At 47.9% G+C, this 19,063-nt stretch carries 3 protein-coding genes (1 of these 3 only partly in view); all 3 read right to left on the bottom strand.

What is annotated here, in order from left to right; genetic code table 11:
* Positions 1–6,925 carry the 5' end (the start) of an SDR family NAD(P)-dependent oxidoreductase gene (locus tag MKX30_RS04620; protein WP_341062487.1) on the bottom strand. It extends 12,782 nt beyond the left edge of the window, so only the first 6,925 of its 19,707 coding nucleotides appear in the window; its start codon is at positions 6,923–6,925; its stop codon lies off the left edge, out of view.
* Positions 6,909–18,047 (bottom strand): amino acid adenylation domain-containing protein, encoded by an 11,139-nt coding sequence (locus MKX30_RS04625; RefSeq protein ID WP_341062488.1) that lies wholly within the window; start codon positions 18,045–18,047, stop codon positions 6,909–6,911. Before MKX30_RS04625 ends, MKX30_RS04620 begins: the two co-directional genes overlap by 17 nt.
* Before the next feature lie 221 nt (positions 18,048–18,268).
* A complete protein-coding gene (locus tag MKX30_RS04630; protein ID WP_341062490.1) occupies positions 18,269–19,018 on the bottom strand; it encodes a polyketide synthase in 750 nt (249 codons plus the stop codon).
* Between the last annotated feature and the right edge of the window lie 45 nt (positions 19,019–19,063).

Here is a 19,063-nt window from a genome sequence, read left to right on the forward strand (position 1 = left end):
TCGCCAGTCCCTTGACCCAGAGATCAACAACCTTCGAATATTTCCTTTTCCCTATCCAGGCAGCGATCGTTTTGTCCATGTCTTCATCTTCTACCAGCGCCGTCAGCGCCTCCTTATTCCGTTTGACCTGGCCCCGGTACAACTCAGGGATTTCGTCCCGTCCTTCCAGGAATCCTTCCAGCTTGTCCACCAGCTCCTGCATAGACCCTGCAATCACTGCCAGCCGCTCTTCCATGGCCTCGCGTCCCACCTGGAGCGTGTATGCCACATCGGCCAGACTGCTTTCGCTTAGCTTTCCTTCCCGCATAACGGCTAGCAATCTCTCGGCCTGCTTTTTCAGTCGTTCTTCATTTTTGGCCGACAATACGATGATCGCAGGCTTTTGAGCCGTAACGCTCATCGGCACCTTCTCTTCTGCAATGTACTCTTCGATGATGACATGTGCATTGGAGCCTCCCGCTCCAAACGATGAAATCCCGGCAATCCTCGGATATTCCCGCGTCTCTCCGTCGATCTCAACCACCGGCCGCTTCCATTCCCCCAGCTCCTGCTGGACGACGAACGGCGTCTGACCGAAATGGATGTTCGGATTCAATTCTTGGGCATGCAGGCTGGGAACCAGCGTCTGGTTTTTCATCTGCAAGATGATTTTCCCAACCCCGGCGATGCCCGCTGCCGCCTCCAGATGTCCGATGTTGGATTTCACAGAGCCTATGGCGCAGAATCCCGTATCCGGCGTATCCTTCCTGAATGCCTGGGTCAGACCCGTCACTTCTATCGGGTCTCCCAGCTCCGTGCCTGTCCCGTGAGCTTCAATATAGCTGACCGTCCGCGCATGTACCCCCGCTCGCTCCAGTGCCGACCGGATCAGTTCCCCTTGGGCTGTTGGGTTCGGCACCGTATAGCCGTTAGTCTTACCCCCATGGTTGATGCTTGTCCCCCGGATCACCGCATGGATGAGGTCCCCATCAGCGATCGCCTTGGACAGTGGCTTTAATAGGACGACCCCCGCGCCTTCTCCAGGGACAAATCCATTGCCTCCTTTGCCGAAGCTCTTGCACTGCCCGTCTATCGACAGCATGTGGTTGGCGCAAAGTCCGACATAGCTGAGCGGATGGAGATACAGATTTACTCCGCCTGCAATAGCCATTTCGCATTCTCCGCGGTACAGATGCTCACAGGCTTCATGAATCGCGGTCAACGAGGATGAACACATCGTATCGATCGGCATGCTTGGCCCTTGCAAATTAAAGAGGTACGAAATCCTGTTGGCCACTGAACTAAAGGATGTGTGAGGGTATATTTGTGTTCCTTTTCTCCATAAATCCAGTCCGTATAGATCAAAACCCGTTTTGGTAATTCCGGCAAATACGCCTACCCGGCGGTTATGCCGCAACGCAAGCTGTTCCCGGGTGTAGCCCGCGTCCTCCAACGTTTCCCAGCAGGCTTCAATGAACAGCCTTTCCTGCGGGTCCATACCGAGTGCTTCCCGTGGCGCAATATTGAAAAAGCGCGGATCGAAATCCGCAAATCCTTCGATAAAGCCCCCCCACTTGCTGTAGCTTTTTCCATTCGCTACCGCTTCCTGTGAATCAGGATGGAAGAACCCTTCCATCGTCCAGCGCTCACGCGGGATTTCGGTGACACAGTCCTTCCCTGCTTTTAGATTTTCCCAATATTCGTTCATGTCCCTGGACCAGGGATACTTTCCAGCCATCCCAATGATCGCTATCGGTTCACGCATTTCCGCAGGGGCAGACCCGGCCAAGTTTCGGACGGGCTTCGCTGCCGTTTTTGCCGCAGATGGCACGGCTTCTTCTTCGACATACAGCGGTGCCGCAAGTGTTTCCTCCACAGGCTGTATGTCATGGTTCATCCCGGTCCACTGCATGCACTCCTGTGGGTATTCCGCCACAAAATATTCCGTCAAAGCACGCAAGGTTTGGTACTCATAAAACAGCGTCTGGGACAGCTCTCCAAAGAAGCCCGCCAGCTTGGCATTGAGCTGGGTAATCATGATCGAGTCGATTCCATACCTCTCCAGCGGCTCATGGGCTTCGATGCTGCTGACGCTCAGCCGAGTCACCTCTCCCAATAGCACCTTGAGTCGATATAAGGTTTTATCGTAGAGCAAGTTCGAATCCAGCTTAGGCGCAGTTGCCTGGATAGGGACAGCTGCCTGGATAGCATGGACATCGGGCTGTGAAACGGCTTTTGCCAGGTAGGCCTCAATTTTCTCAGGTTCTCCTTCCATGACCATCACCTGCTTCTTGCCAGAGGCCAAGCTTTGGTACAACGCTCTCATTCCCGACCAGGTCTGCATGGCTGTAATACCCATGTTTTGCGTCATGATCTGTTCCGTGTCCGCATCGATCCGCATTCCGCCCTCTTTCCATAGCGGCCAGCGGATGGATAACGTCTGTCCCCGCCGTTGCTTGGCCCCTACCAGGGCATTCCGGTATTCGGCGTATGCGTCCATAAAGGCATTGGCGGTCGAATAGTCAGCCTGTCCCGGATTGCCTAGGCTGCCCGATATGGAAGAAAAGAGCACAAAGAAGTCCAGGTTCTGGCCACTGCTTGCCTCATCCAGATGGACCAGTCCGCTTACCTTCGGTCCCAGCACCTCCATAAATTCTTCACTAGTTTTTTTAATGATAAAATTATCGTGAATCACCCCTGCGCAGTGGATGATCCCATGGACACGTCCAAATTCCTGCTGAATGCTGTCCAATAAATCGATAACGGTGTTTCTATGGGTGATATCGGCTTGCCTGTACACCACGCTGGCGCCTGAAGACTCCAGCTCCTGTAGCCTCGTCTGCTTGTCTCGGTCCAGCGGCGACCGGCCCGTCAAAATGAAGGTCGCTGCTTGCGTCTGCCGGGAAATCTCTTCTGCAATCAGTAGCCCCAGACTGCCGGAGCCGCCGGTGATCAGATAGACCCCACCGTCTCTCCATGGAAGCCCCTCTTCTTGCCCAGATGTTTCAAGCCTGCTCCAGCAAGCGATTGTCCGTTGTCCGTTCTCATAGCGAATCCAGCCATCCATCGGGCTACGGCTGTTATCCTCCAGCTTCGCCAGGATGCCTTCCGCCTGTTCTCCCTGTTCCACTTCGATCAGCTGCCCGATGAATTTCGGGTTTTCCAGCCGGGCTGTCTTCAACAGTCCCGAAAGTCCCGAAAAGAGCCGTCCTTCCCCGGCGTTCCGCACCACAATTTGGACCAGCACCCTCCCCTCAGGCTTGTCTTTGAGTATGCTTTGAATGCTCTCAAAGGCCTGAATAGCATAGGCCTGGAACCGTTCATCAATCCGGCTCTTCCCGGATCGAAAGGCAAGCACCTGCACAGCTCCGTTCAAACTCGCTTCAAGTCGCTCGTGCAAAGCTTCGTCTGGTTCACAAAGCAAGACCATTCGCCGATCATAGGCAGGGACTTCGGCTTCCAGCGGTACATCCTGATTTTTCCATGTAGGCTCAAATAGCAGTGTACGACTACTCGTAACGGCAGGCGCTTCCGCAGCTCTGGCGACCGTTAATTTTGGTTCACGCTCTGCCGCTCTGCCGCCTGTAATTTCGTCCTCACTCCTAGGCGCCCAATACTGCTCTTTTGCAAAAGGATAAGTTGGCAACGGAATCCTAGAGTACTGTTCATTTGAAAACAAGCACTCAAAGTCTAACGAATATCCCTGAACATACAGATCTGCAATCGTAGTCAAAAGCTCCAAATACTCGCGGGTATCGCTTGCGTTTTGACAATTGTAAATACATTCATCCCCGTATCTTTTCAAAGATGTTTGTATGCGTTGATCTTTTTCGTGCAGTTCAGAATGATAAACTTGAGAAGCACTGCCTTTTTCCAGCCACTTTTTAAGGGACATGGCAAGCTCGCCTTGATTACGGGCAACACAGGCAAGACGATGATTACAGTGCTTTCTCCCAAGCAATAATGTATAACTCATATTACCGCAATCCGCCTTAGGCTCCTGTTCGCAATAGGCAAGCAGTTGCTCTACCTGCTGGCGCAATTGTTTTGAAGTCCGTGCCGACAACGGAATGAAATAACCTGGCTTTTCGGAATGTCTCCGTTCCGTCTGTGGAGCCTCTTCTATGACCATATGAGCATTCGTACCGCTGGCACCAAAAGAGCTGACCGCTGCACAGCGTCTGACTCCAGGCTCAACTTCCCAGTCCTGCAGATACGTATTGACATAAAAAGGACTATCCGCAAACTGAATGTTTGAATTGCCCGACCGGAAATTAAGTGTAGGAGGAATTTGCTTATTCTTTAATGACAATAACAGTTTGATCATTCCCGTAATTCCTGCCGCAATTTGCGTATGGCCAATATTCGTCTTAATGGACCCTATGGCGCAATATTCCTTCTTGTCGGTATACTTTCTAAAGGTTCGAGTCAGTGCCTGATATTCAATGGGATCTCCCAATTTGGTGCCAGTTCCATGTGCTTCCACCATCTGGATTTGCTCTGGGTGGATATGAAATGTATCGTATACATTTTGCTCGAGTCGCTCCTGAGATTTCTGGCTTGGCGCAGTAAGTCCATTCGTGGTGCCGTCCTGGTTGATCGCCGAGCCTGAAATCACTCCATAGATGTGGTCTCCATCAGCAACAGCTTCATGAAGTCGCTTGAGCACAATCGCGCCAAGCGCCTCTCCCGGAACCATTCCATCTGCCCTGTCATCAAAGGTATAGCAGCGTCCCGAGCGAGACAGCATCCCTGCCCTGTCACCATACAAATAGCAGCGAGGGGTCGTATGAATATAGACACCACCCGCTAAAGCCATATCCGTTTCTCCGGTCCATAAGCTTTGGCAAGCCAGATGAACTGCAACTAACGAACTGGAACAAGCTGTATCTACAGCTATTGCTGGTCCGTGAAGATTCAAGTAGTAGGATATTCTAGCGGGAATCACGGAACCCATATGACCCCAAAGCGCTTGTGGAGGCAGGTCTTCACCCAGCAATTGTTGGTAATCTCCCTCGGCACAACCCACATACACTCCACAGCGGCGACCCTCCATCCCTGTACCTGCATAGCCAGCATCCTCCAGAGCATGCCACGCTTCCTCCAGAAACAATCGCTGCTGCGGATCCATATAGGTCGCTTCCAGTCCCGAGATATTGAAAAAAAGCGGATCAAACTTATCAATATCCCCCAAAAAACTGCCGTGATTGCAATAGCTTGCATGTTTTTCCTGGTATTTCGAAAGATCCCATCGGGTTACCTCTTCCACTAAATCGTCACCGTTCTTAAGGTGATTCCAAAGCTCATATACATTATCTGATCCAGCAAACCGCCCGCTCATTCCAATAATCGCAATGGGCTCCCTTGGTGTTAAAGCTCTCTCTTTATCCTTCTTATTGGGTCTGTCCGGCTCAAAGGATATACTTGCCGTTTCAACAGGATGAATCGTATAATCCGTGTCTTTAAGTTTTTGGATGTCGCGACTTGCATCTTCCATGTTGTCTATTGGATTAGCGCTCTGGTCCAAGACTTGTGAAACTTTATCTCCATATTGGCTTAAAATGTATAGCGTCAGTTGTTTTACCGAACTGTAATCGAAGATGTCGGTGGTTTGCAAATGAATCCCCAGCCCCTGATTGACAGCCTGCACAAAGTTGACGCCAAGAATGGAGTCCAGGCCATAATCTGCGAAAGACTCATGAATATCAATCATAGTAAAGTCCACATTCAAAGCCTCTACCAGCTTCCCTACGATAAGCTCCTGGACATACTCTTCAGCCATCTCGCTTGTTACATCAATATCTGATCGAATTCCTTCGTCACGCTGTTTCATTTGAGATTTGTCGTGTTCAGGCTCCTGTTTGTTCCGAATCAGACCATCGCTTTCCGCCACAATAATTTGTTGACCTATATCATGCGCTTCCTGAGCAGGGAAGAAAACGGACCGGAAACCCTCCATTTCCAATACCTTTCGCCAACTTTCGGGATATAACCCGGGAGAGCCTGGAATGCGCAGCTCCGGATCATTATAAAGCCACCATCCCTCTAAAAGGCCAAAGGATAGATGGTTTAACAGAGAGTTACCGCTGATTTCATTTATAAGAATCAGACCGTTTTCTCGCAGCGCTGCTTTGACATTGCGTAACGTTTGGCGAATGTTCCGAGTGGCATGCAATACATTGGTGGCAATCGCAATATCATATCCACCTGTATCGATATCTTGTCCCTGAGCCGACTCTTCCACATTAAAAATCTGATAAGTCAGGTAAGGGTTTTGCGGACCGTACTCTTTTTGTGCATGTAATAAAAATGCTCTGGATTTGTCGGTATAGCAATATTCTTGAATATGCTTCCGATAAGGTTCGAGCTTCTGGAAGACCAAAGCGCTAGTACCTCCAGTGCCTGCGCCAATTTCAATGATTCGAATCGGTACCGACGGGTTATGCTTAATCCGCTCATTCAGATAGGAAACTACGATATCTCCCAACACTTCATTAAAGTAATCCGCTGCAGGACTGTTCTTATATATACCTTCTACCAGTTTCATAGAGGAATTAGGAAAAATGATATCGGTGGCTGGTATTTTCCCGGTTAAAATTTCCGGCAGTTTGCGCAAGGTTGATTCTACCAAAAATACCCAGGCTGAGAGATCCGGATTTTTCAGCCATGCCCCTTTCTTCCATTCCCACTCCTTCCATACAGCCTGCAGATCGACCGAAGCGGTACCCGCTACGCTATATGACTCTCCATTGCAATACAAATACTGATTCCGTACCAAAATCTCTATGCTTTCTTCAAGCCAACGATCGTATAAATTCAGTAAGGCGGTTTTTGTTTTAAAATCTGCGATCATAGCTTTCTTTTCCATTTGCGCATATGGACATAATCCCATCAAGCGCAAATGGCTCCATAACAGCCTGCATAAGATATCATTCATTTCCTTCATCTGTAAGCCTCCATTCCCGTTCAGCCCCTCGTGTCGCTCCGTCCTGTTCCGAGTAAGCTTTGCTGTCGACTGTAGTCGAGGACATTGTCTCGTATGCAGCCGCTAGGTAAGAAAGATCTGGCATCTTCTTTATTTTCACACTGGCAGAAATATGACTCTGGATGTTTTGGATATACGAAGGAATAGCTTTGGCATTTGAAGCATCGATGTCTTCCTTATTCATTTCCGAAACATTTGCCGTTTTGGCAAGTGTCTTTTGGGCAATGAACGAATCTGTTGGCTTTACAGCATCTGCAGATTCAATGGAAGCCAATTTAGTTTTAATATCCGTGATCCAGTACCGCTCTCTCGCAAAAGGATAGGCCGGCAGGCTGATTCGCCGCGGCTTGGCATCCCCATAAAGCATGTTCCAATCCATTGCTAGTCCCTTGACCCAGAGATCAACAACCTTCGAATATTTCCTTTTCCCTATCCAGGCAGCAATCATTTTCTCCATGTCTTCATCTTCTACCAGCGCCGTCAGCGCCTCCTTATTCCGTTTGACCTGGCCCCGGTACAACTCAGGGATTCCGTCCCGTCCTTCCAGGAATCCTTCCAGCTTGTCCACCAGCTCCTGCATAGACCCTGCAATCACTGCCAGGCGCTCTTCCATGGCCTCGCGTCCCACCTGGAGCGTGTATGCCACATCGGCCAGACTGCTTTCGCTGAGCTGTCCTTCCCGTATAACGGCTAGCAATCTCTCGGCCTGCTTTTTCAGTCGTTCTTCATTTTTGGCCGACAATACGATGATCGCAGGCTTTTGAGCCGTAACGCTCATCGGCACCCTCTCTTCTGCAATGTACTCTTCGATGATGACATGTGCATTGGAGCCTCCCGCTCCAAACGATGAAATCCCGGCAATCCTTGGGTATTCCCGCGTCTCTCCATCGATCTCAACCACCGGCCGCTTCCATTCCCCCAGCTCCTGCTGGACGACGAACGGCGTCTGACCGAAATGGATATTCGGATTCAATTCTTGGGCATGCAGGCTGGGAACCAGTGTCTGGTTTTTCATCTGCAAGATGATTTTCCCAACCCCGGCGATGCCCGCTGCCGCCTCCAAGTGTCCGATGTTGGACTTCACAGAGCCTATGGCGCAGAATCCCGTATCCGGCGTATCCTTCCTGAATGCCTGGGTCAGACCCGTCACTTCTATCGGGTCTCCCAGCTCCGTGCCTGTCCCGTGAGCTTCAATATAGCTGACCGTCCGCGCATGTACCCCCGCTCGCTCCAGTGCCGCTCGGATGAGTTCCCCCTGGGCTGTCGGGTTCGGCACCGTATAGCCGTTGGTCTTGCCTCCATGGTTGATGCTTGTCCCCCGGATCACCGCATGGATGAGGTCCCCATCAGCGATCGCCTTGGACAGCGGCTTTAATAGGACGACCCCCGCGCCTTCTCCAGGGACAAATCCATTGCCTCCTTTGCCGAAGCTCTTGCACTGCCCATCTATCGACAGCATGTGGTTGGCGCAAAGTCCGACATAGCTGAGCGGATGGAGATACAGATTTACTCCGCCTGCAATAGCCATTTCGCATTCTCCGCGGTACAGATGCTCACAGGCTTCATGAATCGCAGTCAACGAGGACGAACACATCGTATCGATCGGCATGCTTGGCCCTTGCAAATTAAAGAGGTACGAAATCCTATTTGCTACCGAACTAAAGGATATTTGGGGAAATATTTGCGCTCCCTTCTTCCATAATTCCGGCCCATAGAGCTCGTAGCCCGTCTTAGTAATTCCGGCAAATACGCCTACCTGGCGGTTATGCCGCACCACAAGCTGCTCCCGAGTATAGCCCGCGTCCTCCAGTGCTTCCCAGCAGGCTTCAATGAACAGCCTTTCCTGCGGGTCCATACCGAGTGCTTCCCGTGGCGAAATATTGAAAAACAGCGGATCGAATTCTGCAAAACCTTCGATAAAGCTCCCCCACTTGCTGTAGCTTTTTGCATTCACCGCCGCTTCCTGTGGATCAGGATGGAAGAACCCTTCCATCGTCCAGCGCTCACGCGGGATTTCGGTGACACAGTCCTTCCCTGCTTTTAGATTTTCCCAATATTCGTTCATGTCTCTGGACCAGGGATACTTTCCAGCCATCCCAATGATCGCTATCGGTTCACGCATTTCCGCACGAGCAGACCCGGCCAAGCTTCGGACAGGCTTCGCTTCCGCCTTTGCCTCAGCCGGCACGGCTTCTTCCTCGGCATACAGCGGTGCCGCAAGTATTTCCTCTACAGGCTGCATGTCACGGCTCATCCCGGTCCACTGCATACACTCCTGCGGGTATTCCGCCACAAAATATTCCGTCAAAGCACGCAAGGTTTGGTACTCATAAAACAGCGTCTGGGACAGTTCTCCAAAGAAGCCCGCCAGCTTGGCATTGAGCTGGGTAATCATGATCGAGTCGATTCCATAGGTTTCCAGCGGTTCATTGGTTTCAATGCTGCTGACGCTCAGCCGGGTCACCTCTCCAAACAGCACCTTGAGACAATGCAAGGTTTTGTCGTAGAGCAAGCCTGCATCCAGCATAGGTACGCTTGCCTGGTTAGGTACAGCTGCCTGGATGGCACGGACACCGGCCTGTGAGAAGGCTTTCGTCAGGTAGGTCTCGATCTTCTCGGGCTCCCCTTCCATGACCATCACCTGCTCCTTGCCGGAGGCCAAACTTTGGTACAACGCCCTCATTCCCGACCAGGTCTGCATGGCTGTAATGCCCATGTTTTGCGTCATGATCTGTTCCGAATCCGCATCGATCCGCATTCCGCCCTCTTTCCATAACGGCCAGCGGATAGATAACGTCTGTCCCCGCCGTTGCTTGGCCCCTACCAGTGCGTTCCGGTATTCGGCGTATGCATCCATAAAGGCATTAGCGGTCGCATAATCAGCCTGTCCCGGATTGCCCAGGCTACCCGATATGGAAGAAAAGAGCACAAAGAAGTCCAGGTTCTGGCCACTGCTTTCCTCATCCAGATGGACCAGTCCGCTCACCTTCGGTCCCAGCACTTCTATAAATTCTTCCCTTGTTTTCTTGATGATGAAGTTATCTTGAATCACCCCTGCACAGTGGATGATCCCATGGACACGCCCATATTCCTGCTCGATGCTGTTCAGTAAATCGATAACCGTCTTCCTATCGGTGATATCGCTTTGCCTGTACACCACGCTGGCCCCTGAAGCCTCCAGCTCCTGCAGCCTCGTCTGCTTGTCTTGGTCCAGCGGCGACCGCCCCGTCAAAATGAAGGTCGCTGCTCGCGTCTGCCGGGAAATCTCTTCTGCAATCAGTAGCCCCAGACTGCCGGAGCCGCCGGTGATCAGATAGACCCCACCATCTCTCCATAGAAGCTCCTCTTTTTGCCCAGATGTTTCGAGCCTGCTCCAAAAAGCGGTTTTCCGTTGACCTTCCTCATAGCGAATCCAGCCATCCATCGGGCTTCGACTGTTGTCCTCCAGCTTCGCCAGGATACCTTCCGCCTGTTCTCCCTGATCCACTTCGATCAGCTGCCCGACGAATTTCGGGTTTTCCAGACGGGCTGTCTTCAACAGTCCCGAAAGTCCCGAAAAGAGCCGTCCTTCCCCGGCGTTCCGCACCACAATTTGGACCAATACTCTTCCCTTCGGCTTGTCTTTGAGCATACTTTGGATGCTCTCAAAGGCCTGAACAGCATAGGCCTGGAACCGCTCATCGACCCGGCCTTTTCCGGATTGAAAGGCAAGCACCTGCGCAGCTCCATTCAAGCTCGCTTCGAGTCGCTCGTGCAAAGCTTCTTCCGGCTCACAAAGCAAGACCATTCGCCAATCATAGTCAGGGGCTTCGGCTTCCAGTGGTACGTCCTGCTCCTTCCAGGCAGGCTCAAATAGCAGTGTACGGCTAATCGCAGGCGCATCCACTGTTTCGGTTCTTACTGCTCCGGCCTCAACCTCAGGAGCCCAACAGCGCTCCTGAGCAAAAGGATACGTAGGTAGACTTATTCTTTTCGGTATGACATTGGAATATAGCAATCGCCAATCTATATAGAAGCCTTTGGTCCACAACTCTGCCAGCTTGTTCATTTCACGATTTGCAATCCATTTGCTCATTAATTCCTTGAAAACTTCTTCCTGTTCAAATAATTGCACTGAATCTTTTGACTGATTGTTTTCTCCCCTCCAGCAGTCCTCGATAGGTTCTTGTTCATTCGTGAACGATTGGAGCTTTTGTACCAGCTCGCTCGTATTCTTTACGATAAAAGCTACCCGGTTTTTCATTGCCATTCGTCCTGTCTGAAGCGTAAAGGATACATCCGACAAATTAATGTCTTCAGAAGCTATCAAAAAATCTGAAAGCTCTTGTGCATACACTTTAAGCCGATGATGATGCCTTGCAGATAATGGAATCAGATAGACAGCTTCTTCGTTCACAGAACTATCTTTAAATCGTTCTGATTCAGCATTGACTGCAAATTGTTCAAAAATGGCATGAGCGTTAGTTCCGCCTATTCCAAAGGAGCTTAACGCCGCCCGATGAGGAGACGACGCCTTCTCCCATTTTTGGAGACTATCAACAACATAAAAGGGTGAATCAGGAAAATTGATATCAGAGTTTGGTTTTTCGTAATTAAGTGAAGGAGGAATCTCATTATGGTATAAGCTTAAAGCAACTTTAATGCACCCCGCCAAACCTGCTGCAGTATCCAGATGCCCGATATTGGTTTTGACCGATCCAATACCGCAAAATTGTTTTTTGGTTGTATACTGCCTGTACGTTTCATTTAAGGCGGCAAATTCAACAGGATCGCCCAATTTTGTTCCAGTTCCATGCGTCTCGATATAACTGATAGATTCGGGATGAATTCGGGTTGATTCTATCGTCTTCTGAATAACCTCAGCCTGACCTTTGACACTTGGGGCATAAAACCCTAATTTGTCGGTTCCATCGTTGTTCACACCTACTCCCCGTAAAAGCGCGTAAATATGGTCACCGTCTCTAATGGCATCTGGCGCTTTCTTCAGTAGAACAACCCCAACCCCTTCTCCGCCAATCATTCCATCTGCCGACTCGTCAAAGGCTTTAATATGTCCGTCACTGGAAAAATTCAAGCCGGGTTGATGCACATAGCCTACACTGGTAAAAGGAAAGATCGTGGATGCTCCGACTAAAGCGTATTTGGCTTCACCGGATAACAGGCTTTGCGAAGCCAGACGCAATCCTACTAATGAGGAAGAGCAGTTCGAGTGCACAAACAGACTCGGACCTTTAAATCCCAATTTATGAGAGATCATAGTAGGAATTGTCCCACCCTGTGCTAAAATCCAGGTTACATATTCATCCGCGTTCTTCAGGACATTAGGTGATTGCGACGCCAAATTTGGGATAAATGCTTGATAGAAACTGCTGCTTGCCGACATATACACGCTGGTTTCAGGAATTTCTTTGCTAATATAGCCAGCATCCTCAACGGCTTTCCATGAATGCTGCAACAGCAATTTCATTTGAGGATCCATAAACTCTGCATTTTTCTGTGATAAGCTGAAAAACTCAGGGTCGAAATACTCTTTTCCTTCAATTGTGCATCGTCCGGGAACATAGCCTCGATTCCCGACGATTTCTTTTTCCAGCCCTAATCCAACCAATTCTTCCTCGGAAAAGAAGCGGACACTCTCCACCCCTGCCCTCAAATTGCTCCAAAACTCGGCATGGTTTTTGGCCCCTGGAAAATGACATGAAATCCCTATAATTGCGAGACTATCCTCAAAGTAATCTGGGTAGGGTGGCTTGAGGTCATCTTCGCCTGAATCCATTTTCGGTAAGGCTGTATTTTCAGCTGTATCTGTTTGTTCCGGTGTATGTGATTGTTCCGTTTGAGAATCAACATTCTCGCTTCTTGTTTCTGTAATGTAGGCACTGAGTTCCTTAACTGTCGGATACTTGAACAATGCTGTCACCGAAATATCGCATTCCAACAATTCCTTGACCCTTCCGATCATCTCTGCTGCTGAAAAAGAATTCCCGCCTACGTCAAAGAAAGCATCATCTGTACTTAGATCATCAACATTCAGAAGTTTTTTCCACACCACTAGAACCTGATGTTCAACATCCGATTGTGGTAAATGGATCTTTCTTGTTGTTGCTAACTCGATCCTGCGATTCATTAATTCTTTTCGATCTATTTTCCCATTAGGGGTCAAAGGCAGCTTATCTAGCTCTATAAAAAATGCTGGTATCATATAAAAAGGCAAGAAAGTTTTTAAATAGTTTCGCACTTCCTTCGGATCGAGAGGAGGCTTACCGGACTCGGAATTGTTCAGCAAACAGTAGGCAATAAGCTGCTTATTTCCCTCCTGTTCCTTGGCAATCACGACACAATCATCGATTCCTGGATATGTTCTGACCTGACCTTCAACTTCACTCAGCTCGATCCGAAACCCGCGAATTTTCACTTGATAATCCATCCGTCCCACATACTCAATAGAGCCGTCCGAAAGCCACCTGCATAAATCTCCAGTTCTGTAGAGCTTGGTTTCCGGATTGAATGGGTTGTCTATGAACTTTTCAGCCGTAAGCTCTGGCTGGTTCCAATAGCCTCTGGCCAATCCGCTGCCCGAAATAAAAAGCTCTCCCGGAAGACCAACAGGCACAGGTCTAAGATGTTTGTCCAAAATGTAAATCTGGGTGTTTGCAATAGGCTTACCGATCGAAATAGGCTTATCAGCGTCGATCTTTTGAATTGTAGACCAAATTGTGGTTTCAGTCGGACCGAACATATTCCATGCGTCACAGCTGTTATGAACAAAATAAGATTTCAACGTTTCCGAAAGGGCTTCCCCTCCGCAGAGAACTTTCATGTTCTCTTCGTTCTTCCAGCCGGCTTGAAAGAGCAGGGTCCAAGTCACAGGAGTAGCTTGCATAATTGTCGGTTTTATTCTTTGAATTTCCCGCTTAAGTCTTTCGGCATCCTTTATGTTTTTGGAGCTGCAAATATAGCATTGAGCCCCCTTAATCAAAGGCAGATATAATTCCAGTCCCGCTATATCAAAGCAATACGTTGTCACCGCAAGTAGTTTGTCCTGCTCTGTTAAACCGGGCTGCTCTCCCATGGAAATAAGAAAGTTGGTCAACGCTTTATGTGAAATCATGACCCCCTTGGGTTTCCCTGTACTTCCAGAGGTATATATCACATATGCCAAATGGTGAGGTTGCACTTCCCGTTTGATTGTCTTTCTACCCTTCACATCACTTTTCAGATGATCCCAGTCTTTATCAAGGACAATACAGCTAACGTTGTTCCCTTCCAAGCGTGATACTTTCTCCAACAACCCCGATTGCGTAATAACCAGTGAAACATTGGAATCCTGAAGCATATACTCCAATCGGTCCTCCGGATATTCCGGATCGAGCGGTACGTAGGCTCCACCGGCCATCAGGATTCCTAACAGCCCAATCACCATATCTAAAGAACGTTCCATGCAAATCCCCACAAGAGTATCAGGAGTTACCCCATGTTTCTGCAAATATAAGGCCAGTAAAGTGCTCTTTTCTTTTAGTTCCCCATAGGTAAGCGATTCCTTTTCATATACAACTGCAATAGCTTCAGGTGTTTTTCTTGCCTGTTTTGCGAATAATTCAGGGAAGCACTTATCAGGATAACTTGTTCCGGTAGCATTCCAGTCATTAAGGATGATGTCCTTTTCCTCTGGTAAGAGTAAGGAATGCTCCTCCAAGGGCCAAGCGGGATTCTCCATAAGTGCTTCCGCTAATTCTATATAACGCTCTGCCATCTGTATGATGGTTGAATGATCGAACAAATTGGAACGATATTTGATATTTAATATCATTTCCTCTTCCTGCTCTTGCAGTTCCAATACCAACTCGTATTCGCCTTCCTGGTGAATTTCTTCAACCAATTCGACGAAAAAGATATCTTTATATGGCTTGCAAAGCTGCTGAAAGCTTGAAGTTGGAAGGAAGTTTTGATAAGAAAAGGCTGCTTGGAAAACAGGTGAGCTCGTCTGCTTCCGCGGCACATTCAATTCTCGGACCAGAGCCGGAAAAGGATACGAGACATGATCCATTCCATCGACTACTGTCAGCTGCAATTTTTTCATAAAATCCAGGAATGTCTCTGTTTCCGATATCTGGATCCGTATTGGAAGCATATTGACAAAATAGCCGATTAAGTTATCAAAACGCTGCTCCGGGCGCACCATAACTGGCATTCCAACAATGATATCTTCCTGTCCCGAATACTGGTTAAGCAATACCGTATACATACCTAACAAGACTGTGGACAAGCTCGTATATTGCGCTTGGGCAAAAGACTTTACCCGTTTGACCCATTTAAGCGGAAGCGGCTTGGAATATGTTTGTGCTTCCATGCTTTGAGCCGGAAAACCAGAGCGGTCATATGGCAGCTCCAGGGTCGGTAAAGCACCTGACAGCTGTTGTGTCCAGTAGGAACGATACTTCTCCCCTTCTGCACTCGCTAACATCGTTTGCTCCCATTTAACAAAATCGCCGTAGCTCGCTGCGGGTGGAAACACTGTCGATGTCTTTCCCTGTATCACGTTTTTATAGGCATCTAAAAAGCTTTGTGTAAACATGCCGAAAGAACTTCCATCAAAAATAATATGGTGGATGACAACCAGTATGAAATGTTCCTGTTCAGATCTGGACATAACATAAATACGCATCAAAGGATCCTGTTCCAGCATGAATGGTTGCTTTGCTTTATTCCTAATAAATGGAATAATCTCATCTGCTTCCAAGGCTGAAATATCCTCCACTTGCACATGAAGCGGCTGCGTGGGCTGCAGCTTTTGATAAGGTATCCCATTTTCCTCTTCAATCACACTTTTTAAAATAGGATACTGTTCTAAAACGATGTGAAAAGCCCGTTTAATGCTCTCAATCTCAATCTTCGTATTAAACCGGAGGCATATTGGTATATTGTAAGCATTCATCTCAGGGGACATTTTATGTAATAGCCACAACCCTTTCTGAACTTCAGAAAGCGGATTCCTTCGGAAACTGAGCGAATTTTTCTCAGTATTGACCTGTACAGTGGATTTATCTTCTTCCACCTTTTGGGCTAAATATGCCGATAATAGTTGAATCGTCGGGTTCTCTAAAATTTCTCTTGCTTTGACCTTGATCGGATAGGACTTCTCAAGGCCGCGTATAAGCTTCATGACAAGAATAGAATCGATGCCATAACCATGAAGATTTGTATTCAAATTCATTTCCTCGTGCTTGAGATTCAGTTCCCAACACAAAAATTGCACTATATACTCCTGAATCTTCGATTGAACCAACGAAACGGCATTTATGGTACTGTCATGGTTTTCTGCGGCGGTTTCTTCCATATTCGAATGTGATAGTGAGAACGCACTCCGATATTGATAAAGTGCTTGAAGCTCTTGTTTGATATAAGCATTGCGGCAGATCTTTCTTTGGATTTTCCCACTTCCTGTTTTGGGTATACTTCCCTTAAGCAGCAAATAGATATCGTAAATTTCAAGTTGATGCGTATTGGATACGGCATTCAGTATGTTTTCGACCAGACGTTTATATTCCTGCTCATGAAGGGGCGCTTCAATTTCCTGTACGACGATTACTTTTTCCTGACCATTGATTTCAGAGGAAAATACCGCGATGGGCAAGGTCAACTCTGGCATATTCTTTTGGATGGTCCATTCAATATCGACGGGGTGATGGTTTTTACCGCGAATAATGATGACTTCCTTCTCTCTGCCGATGACATAGATATGATTATCCGCAATAAAGCCAAGGTCCCCGGAACGAAAAAAGCCGCCTTCTTTTGTATCAGAAAGGGCTACCTCAAAAGTGCTATTCGTTTCTTCCTTCCTGTTTAAATATCCCTCTGCCATCCGTGCGGATTTAATCCAAATCTCGCCGACTTCCTCCGGTAAGCATTGTGTATGCCTTTCAGGATGAACAATTCGTATTTGCGTCGGATCTTCAATCTCCCCACAGCTCACTACGGACTTCGATTTATTCTTTTCATCCGTGTATTGGACTCTTCGTTGCTCCAAGCTAGGGATATCCAAGTTAAGGAATCTCATCGACTGACCTGGTTTTATACTGGCGACAGGGCACAGCTCCGATAAGCCAAGGAGGGGACAAAATATATCCTCTTGTAGCCCTAATTCCCGGAATTTATGGATGAAGTTCTCGTAAGTTTCCTTCCGGATGGGCTCACCTGCACATATAATCGCTTGGAGATGGCGAAGTGAATATTGCTTAATTGAAGCTATGTCCAGTGTGGAGCAGCAATAATCGAACGCAAAATTTGGCGCTGCCGTATGGGTAGCCTGATACTTGTCAATCATATGAATCCAATTTTCCGGATTTTTAGCGAAGCTTTCTGGCGGGAGAATAATGCTCGACGCCCCGTTTAAAAGTGGGACTAAAATATTGTTATGCAGTCCAAAAGCATGAAATTGCGGCGTCCAGGAAACGACACGACTATTCCGGTCAATTCTCCATTGCTCGGCCTTGGCCTGATTCATCAAGCAGCTGTGACTAAGGATTACGCCTTTTGGCAAGGAGGTTGAGCCCGATGTATACATCAAAAGAGCAGTATCCTGCGGCGCTGGCATTCTCATCTCTATCTCAACGTCAACGGTGTCTTCTTGAAAGATTTCATCAATATTCAGGATACGGATTGAATTAAACTCCCTCCGTGTTTGGAGAAATGCTTTGAAGTCCGTATTGGTTATGATACATACGGCTTGGGAATCCCTATAGATAGGCATCATCTTCTCAAAGATTTTTTCATCCGGCTCCGAATCTGTAATAGGTGTAGGTATGGCCACGATATTTGCATAAAAACATGCCAGCATGCTGCTGATATATTCCAGACCCTGAGGAAATACAAGAAGTGCCCGTTCCTGCTCAGCCAGTTCTTTCAATAGGATATTGCCCAAAGCCTGTATTTGATGTAGAAGCGTATTTCCGGAAAGAATTTGAGGACTCTGGCCTTCTTTCTCAAACGTAAATAACTCTTTTTCAGGAAATTTCCGGCAAGTTTCAATAAAAGAAGCGATCGGAATATCAAGGTTCCATGTTTGGTCATGTTTTCGCATCATTCTCCACCAACTCCTCAAAACACAAAGTTTATATAACATGAGCTAAAGGCTTATCACCCTGTCCATTTTGAGCTATTATTCACGTTTGAAGCATTGCCAGGAGTTGCCTGCTAAAATATATCAAAGAAAAAACGAGTGATGAGGAAGGCTATATGCCTCTTTCACACTCGTTGCTGGTTCGCATGAACAACCGCAAAGGCGTTCAACGAATCTCTATTTGGTTATTTTCCAAACAAGTTGATAATTCGTTCTTTAACCTCTGCTTGATGAAAGGTCTTCTCATGCATGATAAGCTCTTGTTCTACGATTTTGGGAAGCTCTTCCCGGAGTGGAGCAACCAAATGATCCTTTAGCGTGATTAAAGAAAATCTGGGTTTCTCGGCTAGCTGCCGGGCAAGATCCATTACATAGCCCATCACTTCTTTGCGGGGCAGGGTCGGAAATGGAACTCCCCGTTTTTCCAGTTCAACACCTCGATAATTGCCCCCATTTAACAATAACTCTTCTCCCAAGCTGAACCCTAGTTTTTTAGGAATAATATACGTGGCACCCATTCCCGGTGTGAATCCGTATCTCATAAAATTAGTCGTGTACACACTTTCCCTGCTTAGGACTACAAAGTCAGAAAATAGCCCCATTACAAAGCCTCCGCCCACCGCATGTCCCTGCATAGCAGCTATCACTGGAACTTTACAGCCCAATGCAAGTGAGTATATATTTTCATCGGTAAACTTCGAGATTCCTTCATGTAAAGCCAACAGTCCCTCTTGCGTCCCACCCGTGGCAAAGTAATTATCGTATCCTGTTAGAATTACGACTTTGCAGGTTGAATCTTCTTGGATCGTCTTGAACGCTTGTCTTAGTCCATGGGTCATTTCAAGCGTAAATGTATTTTTATGAACTCTATCTTGCATTTTCACTTGAATAATGCCTCGCTCGATTTCAAGTAATTCAACCACGGATTGTGACATTATGATCTTCTTCCCTCCTACATCCCCATCTTGTGGCGTAGACCA

Source organism: Paenibacillus sp. FSL P2-0173, assembly GCF_038008045.1.
In the GTDB taxonomy this organism is placed as follows: domain Bacteria; phylum Bacillota; class Bacilli; order Paenibacillales; family Paenibacillaceae; genus Paenibacillus; species Paenibacillus polymyxa_B.